Here is a 22154-nt window from a genome sequence, read left to right as displayed (position 1 = left end):
TCCCTAAAGGGCCGTCGAAGACTACGACGTTGATAGGTGGGGTGTGTAAGCGCTGTGAGGCGTTGAGCTAACCCATACTAATTGCCCGTGAGGCTTGACCATATAACACCCAAACAATTTGATGTTTGTGTGTCTCTGGAAGTAGAAACACCGAAAGTTTGCGAAACTACAAAACATCACATACCCGATTCGAAGCAGCGTCACTGACGAGGCTTCAACCAAATTGCTTGACGACCATAGAGAATTGGAACCACCTGATCCCATCCCGAACTCAGAAGTGAAACGATTCATCGCCGATGGTAGTGTGGGGTTTCCCCATGTGAGAGTAGGTCATCGTCAAGCGCCTATACCGAAACCCCAGATCGTGAAAACGGTCTGGGGTTTTACTTTGCGCGCTGGAAAATGGCCGGGTGTTCGGAAGCAGCGGGCAGCAGGCAGCAAAGCGGCACCACCGCTATCGCAGGCTGTTTAGCCCCGCTTCGCGGTGCTAAACAGCGCAGTCCACGGCGTTGTTATCCAGTACAGGTTGCATCTATAAAAAGCCGGTCATAAAAAAGCGCCTATGCAGTCATGCATAAGCGCTTTCGAAAAGGCGTGTGAGCTGTCAGTTCTTGGCGATCAAGTTACCAGCGTGCAGGCCGCATTCTTTTTGGGTTGCTTCTTCCCACCACCAGCGACCTTCGCGTTCGTGCTGGTTGGGCAGAACAGGGCGGGTGCATGGTTCACAACCAATGCTGATAAAGCCACGTTCATGCAACGCGTTGTAAGGCAGTTCGAGCATGCGGATATACGCCCAAATCTCTTCGCTGGTCATTTGTGCCAGCGGATTGAACTTGTAGAGCGGCTTCTCTTCGGTGCCAAACGCGCCATCAATCTCGACAGCGGCTACCTGACTACGGGTGCCAGGGCTCTGATCACGACGCTGGCCTGTTGCCCAGGCGCGTACTTGCGAAAGTTTTTTGCGCAGCGGGGCTGTTTTGCGAATGCCGCAGCATTGTGAATGGCCGTCCTGATAAAAACTGAACAGACCCTTTTCTTTGACCATGGCCTGCAGTGTTTCTGCATCCGGTGAAAGTATCTCGATCTGTATGCCGTAATGGTTACGCACCTGATCGATAAACCGGTAGGTTTCAGGGTGCAGGCGCCCAGTGTCCAGGCTGAATACTTTGACGTTCTTATTAAGTTTCCAGGCCATGTCGACGAGGACGACATCTTCTGCGCCGCTGAACGAAACCCAGAGATCATCGCCAAAATGCTCGAAGGCCAGTTTGAGGATGTCTTGTGCAGATTTGCTGGCGTATGAGGCAGCCGCTTCGGCGACATCGAAGGGGTGGTTCATCAGGCTGTATCCTTAGTTATCGTGGTGTCTGGCACCTTGTGCGGGGGATGGTAACAAAATCCTGTTATGCGTCTAAATAACCTTCAGCCATGTCTATTGCCATATTTGCGTATAAGCACGCGTTGCATGGCGTTTGCCAAATCGCTAGAGTGCCGCCTCGACTAAAAACAATCCTGGAGCATCCTGTGGAAATCGCTTGTCTCGACCTCGAAGGTGTCCTCGTTCCTGAAATCTGGATCGCGTTCGCCGAGAAAACTGGTATCGAATCGCTTAAAGCGACCACTCGGGATATTCCCGATTACGACGTGTTGATGCAGCAGCGCCTGCGTATTCTGGACGAGCACGGGCTGAAGCTTTCTGATATTCAGGAAGTGATCGCCACCCTCAAGCCACTCGAGGGTGCAGTTGAGTTTGTTGATTGGCTGCGCGAACGTTTCCAGGTAGTCATTCTGTCTGACACTTTCTACGAGTTCTCACAGCCATTGATGCGTCAGCTCGGTTTCCCGACGCTGCTTTGCCACAAGTTGATCACCAATGAGCAGGATCAGGTCGTCAGCTATCAGTTACGTCAAAAGGACCCGAAGCGCCAGTCGGTGCTGGCGTTCAAGAGCCTCTATTATCGGGTGATTGCGGCAGGTGACTCGTATAACGACACCACCATGCTGGGCGAAGCGGATGCCGGTATCCTGTTCCATGCACCGCAAAACGTAATTGCTGAATTCCCGCAATTTCCGGCCGTGCACACTTATGAAGACCTTAAGCGTGAGTTCATCAAGGCTTCAAACCGCGACCTGAAGCTTTAGGGCTCTAGATAAGCTGCATTTATTAATGCGCAAAAAAACCACGATCGAGCTTTGGCTGTCGTGGTTTTTTTATGCCTGGCGCTGGCGCGTTATTTAAAGCGACGTTCTACGCCTTTCTCGACAAGAATTTTTGCCGAGATTTCCTCAACCGAGAAGTGCGTTGAGTTGATGGAGTTGATGTTTTCGCGGCGGAACAGGTTCTCGACCTCACGCACCTCGAACTCGCACTGGGCGTAACTGGCATAGCGGCTATTGGGCTTACGCTCGTTGCGAATCGCGGTCAGGCGCTCTGGGTCGATGGTCAGGCCAAACAGCTTCTCTTTATACTTTTTCAGCGAGGCGGGCAGTTGCAGGCGTTCCATGTCTTCTTCGGTCAGCGGATAGTTGGCGGCGCGAATGCCATACTGCATTGCCATGTACAGGCACGTAGGCGTTTTGCCGCAGCGTGAAACACCGACCAGGATCAAGTCCGCTTTGTCATAGTAATGCGTGCGCGCACCGTCATCGTTGTCGAGTGCGAAGTTGACCGCCTCGATGCGCTCCATGTAGTTGGAATTGTGTCCAATGGAGTGCGACTTACCAACCGAGTAGGAGGAGTGCGAAGACAATTCCTGTTCGAGCGGTGACAGGAACGATGAGAAGATATCAATCATGAAACCTTCGGATTCAGCGAGGATTTCGCGAATATCCTGATTGACAATGGTGTCGAAAATAATTGGCCGAGTGCCATCCCGCTCGGCAGCCGTGTTGATTTGTTGTACCATGGCGCGCGCCTTTTCCACGCTGTCGATGTATGGGCGCGTGAGTTTAGTGAAGCTGATGTTCTCGAATTGTGCCAACAGACTCTGGCCAAGCGTTTCGGCTGTAATGCCGGTACCATCGGAGATGAAGAAGGCGGTTCGTTTCATTTGCGCAATGGGCCTTAAGCTGAGTACATTTCTTGGCTATGATAGGCCTCGCTCAAGCAGGCCCAACAGCCTGCATTGTTACTTATTTTCCAGGGCCCGGCCACAATCAGGCATATTCCCTTTGCTGCGATTGCCCAGCTCCTGAGCTTTTCCAATACCTTTAGTGGAGAGATCACCTTGGTAGAGTACGTAGTTTCCCTCGATAAGCTCGGCGTCCACGATGTTGAGCACGTAGGGGGCAAGAACGCCTCCCTGGGCGAGATGATCAGCAATCTTGCCGGCGCCGGAGTCTCGGTTCCTGGCGGTTTCGCCACTACTGCGCAAGCGTATCGTGACTTCCTTGAGCAGAGCGGCCTCAACGCACAAATTCACCAGGCCCTCGACGCGCTCGACGTTGATGACGTTAATGAGCTGGTTAAAACCGGCGCCATGATTCGTCAGTGGATCATGGAAGCTCCGTTCCCTGAGCGTTTGGACAGCGAAATCCGCAAAGCGTTTGCTGAAATGGCTGGCGATAACAGCAATATGGCTGTTGCTGTGCGCTCATCGGCTACCGCTGAAGACTTGCCGGACGCCTCATTCGCCGGTCAGCAAGAGACCTTCCTCAATATTCGTGGCGTCGATAACGTAATCCGCGCGGCCAAGGAAGTGTTTGCATCGCTGTTTAACGACCGCGCTATTGCTTACCGCGTGCACCAGGGCTTTGACCACAAACTGGTCGCCTTGTCTGCCGGCGTTCAGCGCATGGTTCGCTCGGAAACTGGCACCGCTGGTGTAATGTTTACCCTTGATACCGAATCCGGTTTCCGTGACGTCGTGTTTATTACCGGTGCCTACGGCCTCGGCGAGACAGTCGTGCAGGGCGCTGTAAACCCTGACGAATTCTACGTTCACAAAAATACCCTTGAGGCTGGTCGCCCTGCGATCCTGCGCCGTAACCTCGGCAGCAAAGCCATCAAAATGATCTACGGTGACGAAGCCAAAGCCGGCAAGTCGGTCAAGGTTGTTGATGTAGACCGCGCTGATCGTGCGCGTTTCTGCCTCAGTGATGCAGAAGTCAGCGAACTGGCCAAGCAGGCCATGATCATTGAAAAGCACTACGAGCGTCCTATGGACATCGAGTGGGCCAAAGATGGTGATGACGGCAAGCTGTACATCGTTCAGGCTCGCCCTGAAACCGTTAAGAGCCGTGCCAGCGCCACAGTGATGGAGCGTTACCTGCTGAAAGAAACCGGTACTGTTCTGGTTGAAGGCCGCGCAATTGGCCAGAAGATCGGCGCTGGTAAGGTGCGTGTCATCAACGATATCGCTGAAATGGACAAGGTTCAGCCGGGTGATGTGCTTGTTTCGGACATGACCGATCCGGATTGGGAGCCGATCATGAAGCGCGCAAGCGCGATCGTTACCAACCGTGGTGGCCGTACCTGTCACGCCGCGATTATCGCGCGTGAGCTGGGTATTCCTGCTGTAGTGGGTTGTGGCAACGCGACTCAACTGCTCAAGGATGGCCAGGGCGTAACCGTTTCCTGTGCTGAGGGCGACACCGGCTTTATCTTTGAAGGTGAGTTGGGCTTCGACATCCGCAAGAACTCGGTTGAAGCGATGCCAGATCTGCCGTTCAAGATCATGATGAACGTCGGTAATCCGGACCGTGCTTTCGACTTCGCTCAGCTGCCTAACGCAGGTGTAGGTCTGGCGCGTCTTGAGTTCATAATCAACCGCATGATTGGCGTGCACCCCAAGGCTTTGTTGAATTTCGCCGGCTTGCCAGCGGATATCAAGGAAAGCGTAGAGAAGCGCATCGCCGGTTACGACGATCCGGTCAACTTCTACGTCGAGAAGCTGGTTGAGGGTATCAGTACCCTGGCAGCAGCGTTCTGGCCGAAAAAGGTCATCGTGCGCCTGTCCGACTTCAAGTCCAACGAATACGCCAACCTGATCGGCGGCAAGTTGTACGAGCCTGAAGAAGAAAACCCGATGCTGGGTTTCCGTGGTGCCTCGCGTTACATCAGCGAAGCCTTCCGCGACTGCTTCGAACTCGAATGCCGTGCGCTGAAGAAAGTGCGCAATGAAATGGGTTTGACCAACGTCGAAATCATGGTGCCGTTCGTACGTACCCTGGGCGAAGCCAGTCAGGTTATTGATCTGTTGGCGCAGAACGGTCTGGCCCGTGGTCAGGATGGTCTGAAGATCATCATGATGTGCGAATTGCCATCCAACGCCATTCTGGCTGAAGAGTTCCTCGAGTTCTTCGATGGCTTCTCCATTGGTTCGAACGACCTGACTCAGCTGACGCTGGGCCTCGACCGTGACTCCGGGATCATCGCCCATCTGTTTGACGAGCGTAATCCTGCGGTCAAGAAGCTTCTGGCTAATGCGATTGAAGCCTGTAACAAGGCCGGCAAATACATCGGTATCTGTGGTCAGGGCCCATCCGATCACCCTGATCTGGCACGCTGGCTGATGGAGCAGGGCATCGAAAGTGTCTCGCTCAACCCGGACTCTGTATTGGATACATGGTTCTTCCTTGCCGAAGGCCAGCAAGGCTGATAACCCTTCAATACAATTGATTAAGGGCGGGTTCTTCCGCCCTTTTTTGTGTCAGGTTGAAAATGCAAAGTAGCAGCAAGCTGTTCCCTGTCGCCTTGGTAAGCGCCGAAAATCGCGGTGATCTTAGTGAGGATGTTTATCGGTTAAAACCTGGCAACAGCCCGGATCGCAGTGTCGAGATTGCCCTGACGCGCCTGGGCAATGCGGGCTTTGCCAACACCAGCGGTATACCTGTGGTCCTGCTGCATGGCAGCTTTTCTAACCGACGCTTCTGGTATTCCCCAAAATGTATTGGTTTGGGACCGTATCTGGCGCGAGCAGGGTTTGATGTGTGGATTGCCGAGATGCGTGGTCACGGTCTGTCGCCTCGCAATCAAAGTTATCAAAGCAACTGCGTTGGCGATTATGCGCGTTACGATTTGCCTGCGATCAGCGACTTCATTTATGAGCAAAATGCCCGTCCGGCACACTGGATCGGTCACTCGTTGGGCGGAACAACACTGGCGGCAGCATTGGGTGGGAGCTACATGGATCCTTCTCAAATCGCCTCGGTTGCTTTGTGCGGCAGTCAAGTCAGTCGCAATTATTGGCTGCTCAAGGTGCCACCGCTGCAGTGGGTGGGGCGCTTTGTGCTCAAGCGTTTTGAGGTGTTGTCGGGCTCACGCCTAAAGCGCGGCCCGGAAGACGAGCCGATTGGTTTAGCGATTGAAGCGTTGCGTTGGCACGGCTTGTTCGGTCGTTTTGCTGATGCTGAACGCAATTGGTGGCAGGGCCTGAGCAGCGTCAGTTTGCCGGTGTTAGCTGTGGCGGGGGCAGGGGACAAACAGGATCCGCCTTGGGCGTGCCGCAAGTTGCTTGAGCAGTTCGGCTCGTCTGCTCGTGAATTCATTCAGCTAAGCAAGGCTGATGGCTACGCGACGGATTACGGGCACATCGAGATGCTGGTGAGTAAGACTGCGCAGCAGGAAGTCTGGCCATTGCTACGGAACTGGATCACGCAATGCCAGGCTTGAAGTTGCCCGGTGGCGCTGGCGGATTGCGTTACCGGGTGTCCTGACTTTACATTGTGCTGCTTATCGGACGTTATTTGGGCGACCTGATTGCGCCCGCCACGTTTTCCAAACCATCTTCCAGAGGAGCATTCTTATGCATTACATCACTCCAGATTTGTGTGACGCCTACCCTGAACAGGTTCAGGTCGTAGAGCCGATGTTCAGCAACTTCGGTGGTCATGATTCCTTCGGCGGTGAAATTGTCACTATCAAGTGCTTTGAAGATAACTCCATTGTCAAAGAGCAGGTCGATCAGCCGGGCAAAGGCAAGGTCATGGTCGTCGACGGTGGCGGTTCCCTGCGCCGCGCGTTGCTGGGCGACATGCTGGCCGAAAAGGCTGCCAAAAATGGTTGGGAAGGCATCGTTATTTACGGCTGTGTGCGGGATGTTGATGTACTGGCACAAACCGATCTGGGTATTCAGGCGCTGGCCAGCCATCCGATGAAAACGGATAAGCGCGGTATCGGCGATCTCAACGTTACAGTGACATTCGGCGGCGTTACGTTCCGCCCGGGTGAGTTTGTCTATGCAGACAACAACGGCATCATCGTATCGCCCGTCGCATTGCAGATGCCTGAGTAAGATAAAAATTAAGACAACATTGCCAGCAGATGGGGGAGCTCAGGGATGAATGCGGATAAGGCCTCAACCGTGGGGCTTGTTCACGCCTATTTACTCGATGGCTTGGGCGGCGGTCGCCCGCTTGAATGGGAGCAGGTGGTCAGTTTGCAATTGGAGGAGAAAGAAAGCCTCTGGTTGCACTGGGATCGAAGCCATCCAGATACTCAGCAGTGGTTGCGCTATGAAAGCGGGCTCAGCCAGTTTTCGTGCGACCTGCTGCTTGAGGAAAATACCCGGCCGCGCCTGCTGACATTGCCGGACAATGAGCTTCTGCTGTTCCTGCGGGGATTGAATCTCAACCCCGGCGCTGAGCCTGAGGACATGGTATCGCTGCGTATTTTTGCGGATGCGCGCCGGGCCATCTCTTTGCGTTTGCGGCCGTTGCGTGCCACTGAAAGTGTGATTGCAGACCTGCATGCCGGGAAGGGGCCGAAAACCTCGTCCGAGTTGCTGCTGGCAATGGCGGATTATCTGACCGACAAGGTTGAGCTGCTGGTTACCGAGTTGTCCGAACAGGTTGATGAGCAGGAAGACCTGCTCGATAACGACCCGGCCTTCACTCCGGACCATGGCTTGTTGCTGCAGGCGCGTCGCCGTGCCGCCAATCTGCGCCGTTTTCTGGCCCCGCAACGCGAAATATTTGCGCAACTTGCGCGTAATCAGCAGCCCTGGTTCGTTGAGGATGACAGTGATTACTGGAATGAATTGCACAACCGCCTGACCCGGTATCTGGAGGAGCTCGACCTCAACCGTGAGCGCCTGAGCTTATTGCTCGAAGCCGAAAGTCGGCAAATGGACATTCGCATGAACCGGATCATGTACCGGTTCGGCATTATCACCGGGGTTTTTCTGCCGATGAGTTTTCTCACCGGCTTGCTCGGCATCAATGTCGGCGGAATCCCTTGGGCCGATAATCACTACGGATTTGCCATCGCCTGCTCGATTATGGCGGTGCTGGCGGTTGGCCAGTGGTGGTTATTCCGTCGTTTGAAATGGGTCTGATGTGACTTGTGACGTTATTCGTGCATCTAGATATGCACACCTGATGAGGTAATTGATGCGCGACCCATTTGAAGATTCACTCCGCGATTTGTTGAACACGCCTTCGTCGAGTCGTGACGATGACGCGTGCCTTCATCGCGTGCTCAAGACAGCCAACCGGCAGGTCGGTGCGGGAGATCTTTTCGCATTGATGGGCAATTGGGTCGGCGCGGTAATGATGGCCCTGAATAACGGTTCAGCTCACGTCGCCCCGGTTTCGCGACGCTCGGCTACCGCTCGTACGACAAATAAGGCTGACTGAAATGGAACTCGATCCCTGGACTCAAAGCCTGGTGGCTGCAATGACAGCACTCTGGACCAAGGTTGCCGGCTTTATTCCCAACCTGTTTGTTGCCCTTATTCTGGTGCTGCTGGGTTTTGTGGTTGCCAAGTTACTCGACACCTTATTGTCAAAATTACTCGGCAAACTCGGCCTTGATCGGCTCATGGCCGGCACCGGCCTGACCAAGATTCTTGCGCGGGCCGGTATTCATGCGCCCGTTTCAACGCTGATCGGGCGCATCGTTTACTGGTTCGTGTTGTTGATTTTCCTGGTCTCGGCGGCCGAGTCGCTTGGACTTGAGCGCGTCTCCGCGACTCTCGATGTCTTGGCCTTGTACCTGCCCAAAGTATTTGGCGCCGCATTGGTGCTGGTGGTTGGCGTGCTGCTTGCTCATCTGGTCAGTGGCATCGTGCGTGGCGCAGCCGATGGAGTCGGGCTTGATTATGCCGGTGGTCTGGGCCGTATCGCTCAGGGTCTGGTCATTATCATCAGCATCTCCGTGGCTATTGGTCAGCTCGAAGTTAAAACCGACTTGCTCAATAACGTCATTGCAATCGTACTTATTTCGGTAGGGCTGGCAGTCGCGCTGGCACTGGGCTTGGGTAGCCGTGAAATTGCCGGCCAGATCCTTGCGGGTATTTATGTGCGTGAGTTGTACCAAGTGGGGCAGAGCGTTCAGGTCGCTGACATTGAAGGTGTGATCGAGGAAATCGGTACGGTGAAGACCCTGTTGCTGACAGACGAAGGTGAATTGGTGTCGATAGCCAACCGTACACTCCTAGATCAGCGGGTAAGCAGTCGTTAAATCTGCAGATCCCTGCTAACCTGAGCCATCAGCCGGTCCTGGTCAGGTCTGGCTGTTTTCGATTTTGCCCTGAAGTTGGCTAAACTCGCTTTGAATAATACTCAACAAACGTCACAGCGTTACGATCCTCGCGAGCTCACCGATGAAGAGCTGGTTGTGCGTGCACACGGTGAGTTGTTTCACATAACGCGTGCCTACGAAGAGCTGATGCGTCGTTATCAGCGAACACTTTTTAACGTGTGTTCGCGATATTTAGGGAACGAACGTGATGCGGATGATGTCTGTCAGGAGGTAATGCTAAAAGTCTTATATGGTTTGAAGAGTTTCGAAGGGAAGTCTAAATTCAAAACATGGCTTTATAGCATCACTTACAACGAATGTATTACCCAGTACCGCAAAGAGCGCCGTAAACGTCGGTTGATGGATGCTCTAAGTTTGGACCCGCTGGAAGAGGCGTCAGATGAAAAGGCGCCGAAAGTTGAAGACCCTGTTGGATTGGATCGATGGTTAGTGCATGTAAATCCAATTGACAGAGAAATTTTAGTGCTACGCTTTGTCGCAGAGCTCGAGTTTCAGGAGATCGCAGATATAATGCACATGGGCTTGAGCGCTACTAAAATGCGATACAAGCGGGCGCTGGATAAATTACGAGAGAAGTTTGCAGGTATTACCGAAAGTTAGTGCGATTGCAAATTTTCTTTTGCGTAATGACGAGTTCTGATAAGCTCGTCGCAGATTTGTGTGGAATAGATTCACGCATTTCAATCAATCACCAAGATGGGGATTTACGGATGAAACTGAAAAACACCTTAGGCATAGCTGTTGGCTCACTTGTCGCTGCTTCTTCCATGGGCGTGCTGGCTCAAGGCCAAGGCGCAGTCGAGGTGGAAGGCTTTGTTAACGAATACTTCACCGACTCGTCACGCAACTATGCACACGACGAAGGCAGTGAGTACGGCGGTTCCATTGGTTACTTCCTGACCAAGGACGTCGAGTTGGCATTGGCTTACGGCGAATACCACAGCCTGAACGGCGACTCCGCTCTGGGTAACAAGGACATCAAAGGCAGCCAGACTGACCTTAAAGCCCTGTACCACTTTGGTGAGCCAGGCGCCGGTCTGCGTCCATACGTATCTGGCGGCTTCGCCCACCAGAGCATCAGCAACACTGTTGCTGGTGGCCGTAACAGCTCCACTCTGGCTACCATTGGCGCTGGCGCCAAGTACTACTTCACCGAAATGTTCTATGCACGTGCAGGCGTTGATGCTCTGTACAACATCGACCAGGGTGACACTGAATGGCAAGCCGGTGTTGGTGTCGGTCTGAACTTCGGCGGCGCAGCTCCAGTAGTTGCAGCAGCAGTTGTTGAGCCAGAGCCAGCTCCAGTTGTTGAAGAGCCTGCTGAAATCGTTCGCGTTGAACTCGACGTTAAATTCGATTTCGACAAGTCTCAGGTTAAAGAAGAAAGCTACACAGACATCAAAAACCTGGCTGATTTCATGAATCAGTACCCACAAACCACCACTACTGTTGAAGGTCACACTGACTCCGTCGGTACTGACGCTTACAACCAGAGCCTGTCCGAGAAGCGTGCTACCGCTGTTCGTGACGTTCTGGTTAACCAGTACGGTGTAGGTGGCGAGCGTGTTGACGCTGTTGGCTACGGCGAGTCCCGCCCAGTTGCTGACAACTCTACTGCTGACGGCCGCGCTGTAAACCGTCGCGTAGAAGCTGCTGTAGAAGCTGAAGCCAAGTAATTGGTTGTAAGCTTGTAAAAAACCCGGCTTCGGCCGGGTTTTTTTATGCGCATAATTTGCTGTTTAGTGCATCAGGCTTGGGCTGCAATTGACGCCACGGCTGTTTGCGCCACTTCGCCGATCACCAGGATCGCGGGGCTTTTCAACTCGAATGCCTTGGCGCTCTGGCTCATCTGCGCCAGATTTGAACGGCACTCCCGTTGCTCGGGCAATGAAGCGCTTTCAATCATGGCGACCGGCATGTCGCTGCGCATACCGGCGGCGATCAAGCTGCTGGCAACCTCATCAAGTTTGGCCACACCCATGTATACCACCAGCGTTGTGCCCGACTGCGCCAAGGCTTGCCAGTTCAGGCTGCTGTCATCCTGAGTGTGGGCGGTTACCAGCGTGACGCCACGTGCAACACCTCTCAGTGTCAGTGGAATTGAACAGTTGGTCGCGCCTGCTAGGCCGGCGGTAATGCCGTTGACGATCTCGACGTCGATAGCGCGATCCTTAAGCCACTCTGCCTCTTCGCTGCCCCGACCAAAAATGCACGGATCCCCACCCTTAAGCCGGACAACGCATTTGCCTTGACGCGCGTAGCGCAGCATCAGCCGTTGGATGAATGCCTGAGGTGTTGAACGACAACCCCCGCGTTTACCAACCGGCAACACGCGTGCACTGGTGCAGTGCTCAAGCACGGCAGGATTGACCAGATCATCAATCAGTACCACATCCGCCATAGACAGTGCGCGCACTGCCTTGAGGGTCAGCAGCTCCGGATCACCCGGGCCTGCGCCAACTAACCAGACTTTGCCTTTCATGGGCTCTACTCCAAAGTCGCTAAAAAGTGCTTAAGCGCTGAGTGCGCAGTGATGGCTGCGCAGCAGTTGATTAATCTCCGGGATGCACGAACCACAACTTGTGCCGCAACCCAGCTGGGTTTTCAGCTGCGCAAGATCGGCGCCGCCAGCGATGGCCGAATTGACCTGCTGCAGGCTGATATTCATGCAGTTGCACAGGGTTTTGGAGGATTCAATTGATACCGTGCCAGGTGCTGCCGATAGCGGGGCCAGAAGCCAGCGCCGCAGTGATTCGTCGGCCTGGCCCTTGTTCCATAAATCTTTGAGCCAATGGCGTGCAGCCGTTTCACCGGCGAGGCGAATAGAGGTGATGCGGCCCTGTTCGATGCGCACCCGTTTGCCGACCGCTCGCACCGGATCGTCATAGGCAAGTACCGGCCCATTATCAACGGCCAGCAGTTGGTCGATCATGGCCAGGAGTTCGCTGCTCGGCGCTTGCTCGTTCGCGGCGGAAATCATCAAGGCTGGGCGGTCGCGTCCGGTGAGGGCGAAGTTGGCATAGCTGAATGATTCGAACAGCGGCCGTAACTGACTAAAACGCTGTTGGACGTTGCCTTCGATCAAGGCAAATAACTGCCAGGGTAAATCGGCTTTTTCTATATTGATGGCGCAATGCTTCAGTTCGGGCTGGCGGGAAAGCGGGTCTACGGCTGGCAATGTCAGCGCATTGGTGCCGAGCCCTTTGAGAAACCGATCGCCCCAATGCATCGGCAAATAGGCCTGGCCGCTGCGGACCGAGTCATCGCCTTGCACGGCAACCACCAGTTTTCCGCGGCGGCTGCTTACTCTTACCAAGTCACCGTCTTGCAGGCGGCGACGGCGTAATTCATCCGGATGTACAGACAATGCAGCCGTTTGCACATGGCCGAACAGCCGGGCCGCGTTGCCGGTGCGGCTCATACCGTGCCAGTGATCGCGCAGGCGTCCGGTATTGAGCGTGAGTGAATGGCGTGCATCGCGCTTCTCTTTCGGCGCCGCGTAAGCTTCGCTGACAAATTGTGCCCGACCGTTGGCCGTGGCGAACTTCCCGTCGCTATACAGCCGCGCGGTTCCGTGCTGTGCGCCAGCAGGGAAGGGCCACTGCTGCGGGCCAATTTCATCAAGCAGGCTGTAAGTGAGTCCGCTGATGTCCAGATCACGGCCAGCGGTTAGCTGTTTGTATTGCTCGAACAGTTGTTTTTCACTTTCAAATTCAAACAGTCCGGGCATGCCGGGGCGTAAGCGCTGTTCCAGCCGCCGAGCGAAGTCGGTGGTAATTGCCCAGTCCGGGCGGGCAGCGCCTGGGGCAGATACCGCGCGGCGCACATGGCTGATGCGGCGTTCCGAGTTGGTCACTGTGCCGGCCTTTTCGCCCCAGCTTGCTGCCGGTAGCAGCAGGTCAGCGAAGGCGCAGGTTTCGGTGGTGAAGAACGCCTCTTGCACCACCACGAACGGGCAACTTGCCAAGGCTTTTTGCACGTTGTTCTGGTCTGGTAACGATTGTGCGGGATTGGTGCAGGCAATCCACAGGGCTTTTATCTTGCCGGCGTTAACTTGCTCAAACAGCTCAATAGCGCTCAGGCCGGGCGAGCTGGGCAGGCTTTCGACGCCCCAGTAATCAGCAACAGCCTGGCGATCATCCGCATTGGCCGCTTCGCGGTGGCCGGGCAGAAGGTTGCTCAGGCTGCCGGTTTCACGCCCGCCCATGGCATTGGGTTGGCCGGTCAGCGAGAAAGGCCCCGCGCCAGCTTTGCCAATTTGCCCAGTCGCCAGGTGCAGGTTGATCAAAGCGCTGTTCTTGGCGGTGCCGGCACTCGATTGATTAAGTCCCATGCACCACAACGACAAGAAGTTTTCGGCTTTGCCAATCAGCTGCGCGCACTGCTGTAACTGCTCCAGCGAGATGCCGCAGATCTCGGCAACCACGCCAGGCGTGTAATTGCGGACTAACTGTTTTAATGCGTCGAAACCGTCGGTGTGTTGTTCGATGTAGTTTCGATCAATCCAGCCTTCCCACATCAGGATATGCAAGATGCCATGAAACAGTGCTACGTCAGTGCCCGGAAGAATGGCCACATGCACATCGGCCAGATCACAGGTGTCGGTGCGCCGTGGGTCGATGACAATAACGCGCATGTCAGGATTGGCCGCTTTGGCTTCTTCCAGCCGACGGAACAGCACCGGATGCGCATAGGCCATGTTGCTGCCGGCAATCACGATGCAGTCGCTCAGTTCAATGTCCTGATAGTTGCACGGCGGTGCATCTGCTCCCAGGCTGCGCTTATAACCGACAACTGCCGAAGACATGCACAGGCGGGAGTTACTGTCGATGTTGTTAGTGCCAATAAGACCGCGCGCCAACTTGTTAAACGCGTAATAGTCTTCGGTTAATAGTTGCCCCGATACATAGAAGGCGACACTGTCGGGGCCATGTTCGCGAATAGTCTCGGCGAATACACTGGCGGCGTGGTCCAGCGCTTCATCCCATGAAGTACGCGCCCGCGCTAGTTGTTTGCCCAGGCGCAGCTCCGGATACAAACCGCGTGCGTCGAGGTCGCCAGTAAGGTGCAAAGTCGAGCCTTTGCTGCAGAGCTTTCCAAAGTTGGCAGGGTGTTCCGGATCGCCTTTAACGTCGACTATTGTGTCGCCGTCGTGCTCGATCAGAACGCCACAGCCAACACCGCAATAACAGCAGGTAGACGCGGTAGTTGTCGTGGCCATGGCCGTATCTCCCAAAAGCTTAACGTTGCGGCTCAGTTGCGCAGAGCCAATAGCACGCGACCGTTTTCAACTTTGGCCTCATGCCGGTGCGCGCAGCCTTGGTCTGGCGCTAATGCCTCGCCAGTCTCCAGTTCGATCTGCCAGTTATGCAGCGGGCAGGCGACGCGCTTGCCGTAAATCAGGCCCTGAGAGAGCGGGCCGCCTTTATGCGGGCAGCGATCGTCCAGCGCAAAGACTTCATCATCAGCGGTCCTGAACACAGCGATATCACCGCTCGGGCCGAGCACGATGCGCGAGCCCAGTGGATTGATCTCTTCGAGGGCGCATATATCCAGCCAGCTCATACCGGCACCTCTTCAACGACGGTTACAGGAATACGTTGGAATTCTTTTTTCAACTGCGGCGTTTCTATTCGCTGTTTCCACGGGTCTTGTTCAAACGACAGCGAGTACTGCAGTCGCTCGTTCAACGCTTTGCGGTTTTCGGCATCTTCAATAACGGCTTGTTTGATGTAGTCCATGCCGACCCGTTGCAGGTAGTGCACGGTGCGCTCCAGATAAAACGCTTCTTCGCGGTACAACTGCAGAAAGGCGCCGTTGTATTCACGCACTTCCTCGGCTGTTTTAAGTTTGACGAAGAACTCGGCTACTTCAGTCTTGATCCCGCCGTTACCGCCGATATACATCTCCCAGCCGGAGTCGACGCCGATAATCCCGACATCCTTGATGCCGGCCTCGGCGCAGTTGCGCGGGCAACCCGAAACAGCAAGTTTGACCTTGTGCGGTGACCACATGTTGAAAAGGTCATGCTCAAGATCGATGCCCATCTGCGTGGAGTTTTGCGTGCCGAATCGACAGAACTCGCTGCCGACACAGGTTTTCACGGTGCGGATGGATTTGCCGTAAGCGTGGCCGGACGGCATATCCAACTCTTTCCAGACGTTTGGCAGGTCATCTTTCTTGATGCCCAGCAGGTCGATGCGTTGACCGCCGGTAACCTTGACCATTGGCACCTGGTATTTGTCGGCCACATCGGCGATGCGGCGTAATTCGGCTGCGCTGGTTACACCGCCCCACATGCGCGGAACAACGGAATAGGTGCCGTCTTTCTGGATGTTGGCGTGAGCGCGCTCGTTGATCAGGCGCGACTGTGCATCGTCGATTGCCTCGCCCGGCCAGGTTGAGATCAGGTAGTAGTTGAGCGCGGGGCGGCAGGTTGCACAGCCATTGGGCGTGCTCCAGTTCAGGTGCTGTTGTACGGCCACGATGCTGGTGAGGTGGTGCTCACGGATGGCCTGACGGATCTGGCCATGGGTGCTGTCGCTGCAGCCGCAAATAGCTTTCTCGCTCTTGGGCTTTACGTCTGCCGCGCCACCAACGGTGCTGATAAGGATCTGTTCGACCAGCCCGGCGCATGAGCCGCACGAACTGGCAGCCTTGGTGTGCTTCTTGACGTCATCGACACTGAACAGGCCGTTCTCCTGAATAGCCTTGACGATGGTGCCCTTGCATACACCGTTGCAACCGCAGACCTCGGCGGTATCAGGCATGTTGGCGGTTTTGTCCTGGCCTTGGTGGCCGACATCGCCAATCGCGTTTTCGCCAAACATCAGGTGATCACGGGTCTGGCTGATATTCTGCAGCTCGCGGATCTGGCGGAAGTACCAGCCGCCGTCTGCCGTGTCGCCGTACAGGCACGCGCCAATCAGTTGGTCGTTCTTGATCACTAGCTTCTTGTAAACGCCACCGATCGGGTCTGACAGGGTGATGGTCTCGGTGCCTTCGCCGCCCATGAACTCGCCAGCCGAGAACAAGTCGATGCCGGTCACTTTGAGTTTGGTCGAGGTGACGGAGCCTTGATAGCGGGCGAAGCCGAGTTGCGCTAAATGGTTGGCGCAGACTTTTGCCTGATCAAACAGCGGCGCCACCAGGCCATAGGCAATCCCACGATGGCTGGCGCATTCGCCGATGGCGTAAACCCGTGGATCGAACGTTTGCAGCGTGTCGTTGACCAAAATTCCGCGGTTGCAGGCAATCCCGGATTTTTCCGCCAGTTCGGTGTTCGGCCGAATCCCGGCCGCCATCACCACCAGATCCGCGGCGATCACATCACCATCGGTAAACTTAACCGCGCAGACGCGGCCGTCACCATTGTCGAGCAATTCGGCGGTGTGCTTGGGCAGCAGGAATTTCAGGCCGCGTTCGCTCAGCGATTGCTGCAGCAACTCACCAGCATTGCGGTCGAGCTGGCGTTCCATCAGCCATTCGCCGATATGCACCACGGTGACATCCATGCCGCGCAGCTTGAGTCCGTTGGCAGCTTCCAACCCCAGCAGGCCGCCACCGATTACAACGGCATGGCTGTGGGTCTTGGCGGTTTCCATCATCACTTGGGTGTCGGCGATATCGCGGTAGCCGATCACGCCTTCGAGTTTGCTGCCGGGCACCGGCAGGATGAACGGCGTTGAGCCGGTGGCAATCAGCAAACGATCATATTCGGCCACGGTGCCATCGCTGGCGATGACATGGCGCTGCTTGCGATTGATCTCGACCACTTTGCGGCCCAGCAGCAGATTGATGCCGTTATCGCTGTACCAGTTGAGGTCGTTGAGGACGATCTCATCAAAGGTTTGCTCGCCGGCTAAAACCGGCGACAGCAGAATGCGGTTGTAATTGGGGTGCGGCTCGGCACCAAATACGGTTATTTCGTACATGTCCGGGGCGAGCTTCAGCAGCTCTTCCAGCGTGCGTATCCCGGCCATGCCGTTACCGATGAGAACCAGTTTTAGCTTTTTCATGCGGACGATCTCCTGCATAAAAATCACGGAAAACAAAAAAGGCGTCCCGCTAGTTGCCTAGCGAGGACGCCTTTGTCCAAGTCCCGTTCTGTCGGGAAGTGCAGTCTTCTTCGTTGAAGATCGCGCTTTATTTAAATTGTAAATTCCTTAAAGCAGTTACCGTGCCAATTCCCCAGGCCGCTGTTTTTAAGGGCGCTGAAGGGCTGAGGGTTTGATTTTTACGGGTCTTTTGCACTGCTTTAATGCGGTATGGCTGCTTTTGGTGCATTGGTCAGCGCAGTACAGCAATGAACAGCACCACGTTAAGCGCCAGTGCGATTAGCGCTACTGTCCGCCATACAGCCAGCGGCTCGCGCTCCAGTAATGGCCGGGGGCGAATAGCCAGTGACTGGCGTTCGCCATGCTCTATCTCAAGCAACCACTGCTCAGCCGTCTCGAAACGCTCATCCGGGTCTGCACAAATGGCATGCAGCAACTGCTGATCGACCCAGACCGGCAGGTCCGGGCGATAACGGCTGGCCGCCGTCGGTTGTTTGAAATGCGGGCGTTGGAAGGCTTCAATCTCGCCATAGGGGTAATGGCCGGTGAGCGCCTGATACAGCGTAACGCCGGCTGCGAAAATATCCTGGCTGGCGCTTGGGGCAACGCCGTTGAAGGCTTCGGGGGCGATATAGCTCGGTGTACCCGCCACGGTTGTCGTCTCGACCGGCGACAAGCCGGGGCAGAAGGCCAAGCCAAAGTCGATAATGCGCACCTCACCGTCATCGCAGCAAAGAATGTTTTCCGGCTTGATGTCGCGGTGAATGATATTGCGCCGGTGCAGCATGCCCAGTGCCTTGATCAGCCTTGGCGCAATACGCAGCCAGTCGGCCAGGCTCAGGGGGCCATCGGCTTTGAGCATTTCGGCAAGGGTCTGCCCGGTGTATTGGCGTTGCAGGTAATACAGATGCTGGCGCTGAGGTAACGGGTGCACTTCGGCAAAATGGCTGCCCGCTACCCGGCGCAAAAACCACTCTTCGAGCAACAATGCGGGGGCTGCCTGCGGTTCATCTGCGCGGTTGGCGGGCAGGGTTTTTAACAGCCAGTGCTGGCCCTGTTTGTCGTGCACGCGGTACATCAGTGATTGGCGCGACTGATGGAGCAGGTCTTCTACGTGCCAGCCTTCGAACTCTTTACCGGGCTGTAAAACGGGAGGGGCGGGCCACTGATGCAGCTGCGCCAGTGTGTCGGCGAGGTGAGTCTCGGGCAGTGTTTCGATGTTGACCATCATTGCGCTGGCATTGTCCTGGCTGCCCGCAAGGTGCGCCGCGTGTATGAGCGCCTGCACGGCCGCCTCAGGGTCGCCGGCATCGTGCAATATACTCGCAATGGTGTTATCGCTTAGCGTTGCCCACACGCCGTCTGTGAGCAGCAGGAAGCTCTCACCTTGGCGCAGCTCACCGTCCAGATAGTCGATGATTACATGCTGATCCAAGCCCATCGCCCGCTTGAGCACATGCTGCATGCCCGGCTGCTGCCAGACATGATCCTGACTAATCACCTCAAGCTTGCCGGCGAACCAGCGGTAAACACGACAGTCACCAATGTGCGCCAGGGTGAAGCGCCGGCCGCGCACCACCAGCGCGCTCAGAGTGGTGAGCAGGGGTTGGCCGCCACCGTTGGCCTGTAGCCAGCGATTGTGGGCAATCAGCACGCGGTCGAGACTTTGGTTAACCGACCAGGTTTCAGGCGTCGCGTAGTAATCAAGTGCCAGCGCTTGCAGGGTCGCCTGCGCAGCAAGCTGGCCGTCTGCGCACTGGCTGACACCGTCTGCCAATGCGAACAGGTGGCCTTTGCTTTCAGCCAAAGCAGGCGCGGGCGTGACGATGCGCATGGCATCCTGATTCTCCGCACGTGGCCCGGTTGCACTGGCTTCACCAAACGATAATTGCAATGCCACAGTTACCTCGGCAATTTTTGATAACGAAACGAGCGCTGCCCCGCACGCGGCACCATCAAAAGGGCTCGCGTGCGGGGCAGCAACTCCTCAGACCCGTGCTGCGGTGAATGCAGCAGAGCCCCAAGTGGTGCGCCAGCGTTGCTTAACCCCGTAGAGACCGAACCAGGCCAGAATGCCGAGGCTGGCAAATAACCATAGGCCCAGTTGATAGTCGCCGGTGTGTTGCTTGATAGCCCCAAGGCCCGCTGCAAGCAGGAATCCACCGACGCCACCTGCCATGCCGATAAGGCCGGTCATTACCCCGATCTCCTTGCTGAAGCGCTGCGGCACCAATTGGAAGACTGCGCCGTTACCCGCGCCCAGCCCAAGCATGGCGCAGACAAACAGGGCCAGTGCGGCCGCAGAGCTTGGCAAGTTGAAACCCACCGCCGCGATGCAGACCGCCGCGACCGTGTACATCATCAACAGGGCGCGTATGCCACCAATACGATCAGCCAAAGCGCCGCCAAGAGGGCGTAGCAGGCTGCCGGCAAACACACAGGCGGCCGTGTAGTAGCCAGCCGTCACCGGATTGAGGCCGTACTGGTCGCTGAAGTAGCCCGGCAGGGCGCTGGCAAGGCCGATAAAGCCGCCGAATGTGACGCTGTAGAAGAACATGAACCACCAGCTGTCACGGTCACCCAGCGCCTTCATGTAATCGGCCAGCGCTTTCGGCTTGGGCCGGTTCGGTGAGTTCTTGGCAAGCAGAGCAAACACCACCAGCGTGATAACCAGTGGAATCAGCGCCCAGCCAAACACATTCTGCCAGCCAAACATGGCGGCCAATGCCGGCGCGAAGATTGCGGCCAGCACGGTGCCAGAGTTCCCGGCGCCGGCAATGCCCATGGCTTTGCCCTGATGCTCTGGCGGATACCATTGCGAGGCAAGCGGCAGGGCAACCGCGAAGGAAGCACCCGCAACGCCCAGACACAGCCCCAGCAGGATGGCGTGCTCATAAGTTTCGATGCCGATTTGCCATGCAGCAAACAGCGAGGTGATAACAATCACCTGGCCAATCAAGCCAGCGGTTTTGGGCGATAAGCGATCCGCCAACAGGCCCATGACGATGCGCAAAACTGCGCCGGCGAGAATCGGCGTGGCGACCATCAACCCGCGTTGTTGGGTGGTCAGTTCGAGATCGGTAGCAATCTGTACCGCCAGTGGCCCGAGCAGATACCAGACCATGAAACTCAGGTCAAAATACAGAAATGCAGAGAACAGCGTGGGTGTGTGGCCCGCTTTCCAGAAGCTTGTATTCATCGAACACCTCATCAGCAATTAATGACCGTGGGCGAATCCGACCAACAACGTCAAAATGGCGGTTGCGCCCTGACGGTGCGTCGCACAAGTGCGTCACCGTGGCTTAAAGCCACAACAGGGTTATTGAGTAACGGGCACAACGCGCCGTGCTGGCCGGCTGTGCAAGCCCCGATCGCTGGGGTAAAACGCAAAAAACGCCGCATCAACCAAACGCAAATTGCGTAAAGCTGAGGCGACGTCTTTGTCGTAGGGTGGCAACCGCCTTTGGCTACCTGCTGTTAGCCAAAGCAAAACATGAGCCAATATTGCCAAGTGCCGCGCTAGAGCGGTTTGTATGGCTCGCTTGTAAAGTGCAGTGATTTAAAGCGGTGCAAGAGACGCGAGCAGCGCACGAAAAAGTGCGTGAGGGTTGCGCTGCAGCGTATGGCGTAATGTTCCGACAAACGCTGCGCGCTGGGTGATGCCAAGTGGCTTAGCGGGCGATGGATTGGCGCTCCGCCTGTCGGCTGTGAGTGGCCACAGTTACTGTCTCACTGCTACTCGCCGCACTACCTGTAGTGTTTTGTGCATGGGTGGGGAGCGGTGCGGTGAGTAAGACGATAGCCAGAACGTTGGACATGAATCCGGCTTGGCGAAGGTGGCTGCGCATAGCTGACATTGTGATTCCCCCGTACATTTATGATTATTGTGTTAGGCGTAGCAGAGCAATCACGCTTTGTCACGGCGGGGCTGAAAAATAATTTCAGTCAGTCGACCCAATTCACCTGAGGGAATTTGGCTTTGAAGTCTGCCGGCATGCGCACGACGGATGAGGCCACGTAGTCAAAAAACACAAAGCCCGATTTAGCCATCGCAATCAGCGCGTTGTCGGCAGGGCGGGTGATACGGAAGGTGATATCGCCGCCGTATTTGTTGAAGTCCATAACGCCGACTTCAAACAGCAACTGATCGCGGGCATGGGCTTCATTGCGGTAAGTGGTCGCAAGGTCCGTCACGATAATACCGGCTCCCTCAGTGCCAGGTTCGCCAATGCCGAACTCAAACAGAAAACGTGCTCGCGCCTCGGAGATCATGGAAATCATCGAGTCGTTGCCAAGGTGGTTGGCCGCGTTGATATCGGTCACCCGTACGGTCAGTTGAGTGCTGTAGCAGTACTGGTGTTCAGGAAATTGCAGGGTCAGTCGGGCCATGATAATTCTCGCAAGGGCGGCGGTTAGGCATAACGCAATGCGCGATATTGTACGTGGCTTTGAGGGAATGGCGGCAGTGCATTACGCCGCAGTTAGACTGATTGAAGGATATTGAGCATTTAAAGTGAATGCTTAGAGTTGGATTATAATTATTTAAATATCATCTAGATAAGAGAGTAATCTGATGTTATTTGTTAGGTAAAAAGGACCCGCTCTGGCGATTG

18 protein-coding genes and 2 rRNA genes are annotated in these 22154 nt (G+C 55.6%); 11 read left to right on the top strand and 9 right to left on the bottom strand.

Translation table 11 applies throughout. From position 1 onward, the window contains the following. A 23S ribosomal RNA gene (locus BM395_RS12485) occupies positions 1–102 on the top strand; the annotation flags it as partial. Between the two features lie 124 nt (positions 103–226). Continuing rightward, positions 227–342: ribosomal RNA gene (gene rrf, locus BM395_RS12480) — 5S ribosomal RNA — on the top strand. A 262-nt stretch (positions 343–604) separates the two neighbouring features. Here the strand turns inward: rrf and BM395_RS12475 are convergent. After that, complete coding sequence (locus BM395_RS12475) at positions 605–1339, bottom strand: phosphoadenylyl-sulfate reductase (RefSeq protein ID WP_069900124.1); 735 nt, start codon at positions 1337–1339, stop codon at positions 605–607. A gap of 185 nt (positions 1340–1524) precedes the next feature. Between BM395_RS12475 and thrH the strand changes: the two genes are divergently transcribed. Continuing rightward, a complete protein-coding gene (thrH, locus tag BM395_RS12470) occupies positions 1525–2142 on the top strand; it encodes a bifunctional phosphoserine phosphatase/homoserine phosphotransferase ThrH (RefSeq protein ID WP_090512255.1) in 618 nt (205 codons plus the stop codon). Positions 2143–2231: 89 nt separating this feature from the next. On the opposite strand, the gene ppsR is transcribed toward thrH, so the two are convergent. Then, positions 2232–3050 (bottom strand): posphoenolpyruvate synthetase regulatory kinase/phosphorylase PpsR, encoded by an 819-nt coding sequence (gene ppsR / locus BM395_RS12465; protein WP_069900126.1) that lies wholly within the window; start codon positions 3048–3050, stop codon positions 2232–2234. Positions 3051–3227: 177 nt separating this feature from the next. Between ppsR and ppsA the strand changes: the two genes are divergently transcribed. The 8 genes from ppsA (at position 3228) to BM395_RS12425 (ending at position 11160) form a co-directional block, all read left to right on the top strand. Further along, positions 3228–5600, top strand: coding sequence for a phosphoenolpyruvate synthase (ppsA, locus tag BM395_RS12460; protein ID WP_090512252.1), 2373 nt, complete (start codon positions 3228–3230; stop codon positions 5598–5600). 62 nt (positions 5601–5662) lie between these two features. Further along, on the top strand, positions 5663–6613 hold the full coding sequence (locus BM395_RS12455; protein WP_090512250.1) for an alpha/beta fold hydrolase: 951 nt from the start codon (positions 5663–5665) through the stop codon (positions 6611–6613). A 133-nt stretch (positions 6614–6746) separates the two neighbouring features. Then, entirely contained in the window at positions 6747–7235 is a 489-nt protein-coding gene (rraA, locus tag BM395_RS12450; protein ID WP_069900129.1) for a ribonuclease E activity regulator RraA, read from the top strand. A 45-nt stretch (positions 7236–7280) separates the two neighbouring features. Next, complete coding sequence (locus tag BM395_RS12445; protein WP_090512246.1) at positions 7281–8276, top strand: CorA family divalent cation transporter; 996 nt, start codon at positions 7281–7283, stop codon at positions 8274–8276. 55 nt (positions 8277–8331) lie between these two features. Then, positions 8332–8577 carry a CrfX protein gene (locus tag BM395_RS12440; RefSeq protein WP_069900131.1) on the top strand — a complete coding sequence of 82 codons (246 nt, stop codon included), beginning with the start codon at positions 8332–8334 and terminating at the stop codon, positions 8575–8577. A gap of 1 nt (position 8578) precedes the next feature. Beyond that, on the top strand, positions 8579–9403 hold the full coding sequence (locus BM395_RS12435) for a mechanosensitive ion channel family protein (protein WP_069900132.1): 825 nt from the start codon (positions 8579–8581) through the stop codon (positions 9401–9403). A gap of 90 nt (positions 9404–9493) precedes the next feature. Then, positions 9494–10084: an RNA polymerase sigma factor SigX gene (gene sigX / locus BM395_RS12430; RefSeq protein WP_069900372.1), complete on the top strand. Its 591-nt coding sequence runs from the start codon at positions 9494–9496 to the stop codon at positions 10082–10084. Positions 10085–10194: 110 nt separating this feature from the next. After that, a complete protein-coding gene (locus tag BM395_RS12425; RefSeq protein WP_069900133.1) occupies positions 10195–11160 on the top strand; it encodes an OmpA family protein in 966 nt (321 codons plus the stop codon). Between the two features lie 71 nt (positions 11161–11231). On the opposite strand, the gene cobA is transcribed toward BM395_RS12425, so the two are convergent. From cobA to BM395_RS12385, 7 genes are all read right to left on the bottom strand, one after another. Further along, the gene (gene cobA / locus BM395_RS12420; RefSeq protein ID WP_090512244.1) at positions 11232–11966 is read right to left on the bottom strand and encodes a uroporphyrinogen-III C-methyltransferase; all 735 of its coding nucleotides are present in this window, start codon (positions 11964–11966) and stop codon (positions 11232–11234) included. Positions 11967–11996: 30 nt separating this feature from the next. After that, on the bottom strand, positions 11997–14705 hold the full coding sequence (locus BM395_RS12415) for a nitrate reductase (protein WP_090512241.1): 2709 nt from the start codon (positions 14703–14705) through the stop codon (positions 11997–11999). 32 nt (positions 14706–14737) lie between these two features. After that, the gene (gene nirD / locus BM395_RS12410) at positions 14738–15049 is read right to left on the bottom strand and encodes a nitrite reductase small subunit NirD (protein WP_090512239.1); all 312 of its coding nucleotides are present in this window, start codon (positions 15047–15049) and stop codon (positions 14738–14740) included. After that, positions 15046–17502, bottom strand: coding sequence for a nitrite reductase large subunit NirB (nirB, locus tag BM395_RS12405; RefSeq protein WP_090512236.1), 2457 nt, complete (start codon positions 17500–17502; stop codon positions 15046–15048). The genes nirD and nirB overlap by 4 nt, the downstream gene beginning before the upstream one ends. A 271-nt stretch (positions 17503–17773) precedes the next feature. Beyond that, positions 17774–19441, bottom strand: coding sequence for a bifunctional protein-serine/threonine kinase/phosphatase (locus tag BM395_RS12400; RefSeq protein WP_090512233.1), 1668 nt, complete (start codon positions 19439–19441; stop codon positions 17774–17776). Positions 19442–19528: 87 nt separating this feature from the next. Next, on the bottom strand, positions 19529–20740 hold the full coding sequence (locus BM395_RS12395; protein WP_090512231.1) for a nitrate/nitrite transporter: 1212 nt from the start codon (positions 20738–20740) through the stop codon (positions 19529–19531). A 746-nt stretch (positions 20741–21486) separates the two neighbouring features. After that, positions 21487–21930, bottom strand: a complete 444-nt coding sequence (locus tag BM395_RS12385; RefSeq protein ID WP_069900141.1) for a thioesterase family protein — start codon at positions 21928–21930, stop codon at positions 21487–21489. Positions 21931–22154 lie beyond the last annotated feature (224 nt).

This window comes from Pseudomonas marincola, assembly GCF_900116605.1.
Taxonomy (GTDB): domain Bacteria; phylum Pseudomonadota; class Gammaproteobacteria; order Pseudomonadales; family Pseudomonadaceae; genus Aquipseudomonas; species Aquipseudomonas marincola.
This window is presented reverse-complemented; position numbering and strand designations above follow the sequence as displayed.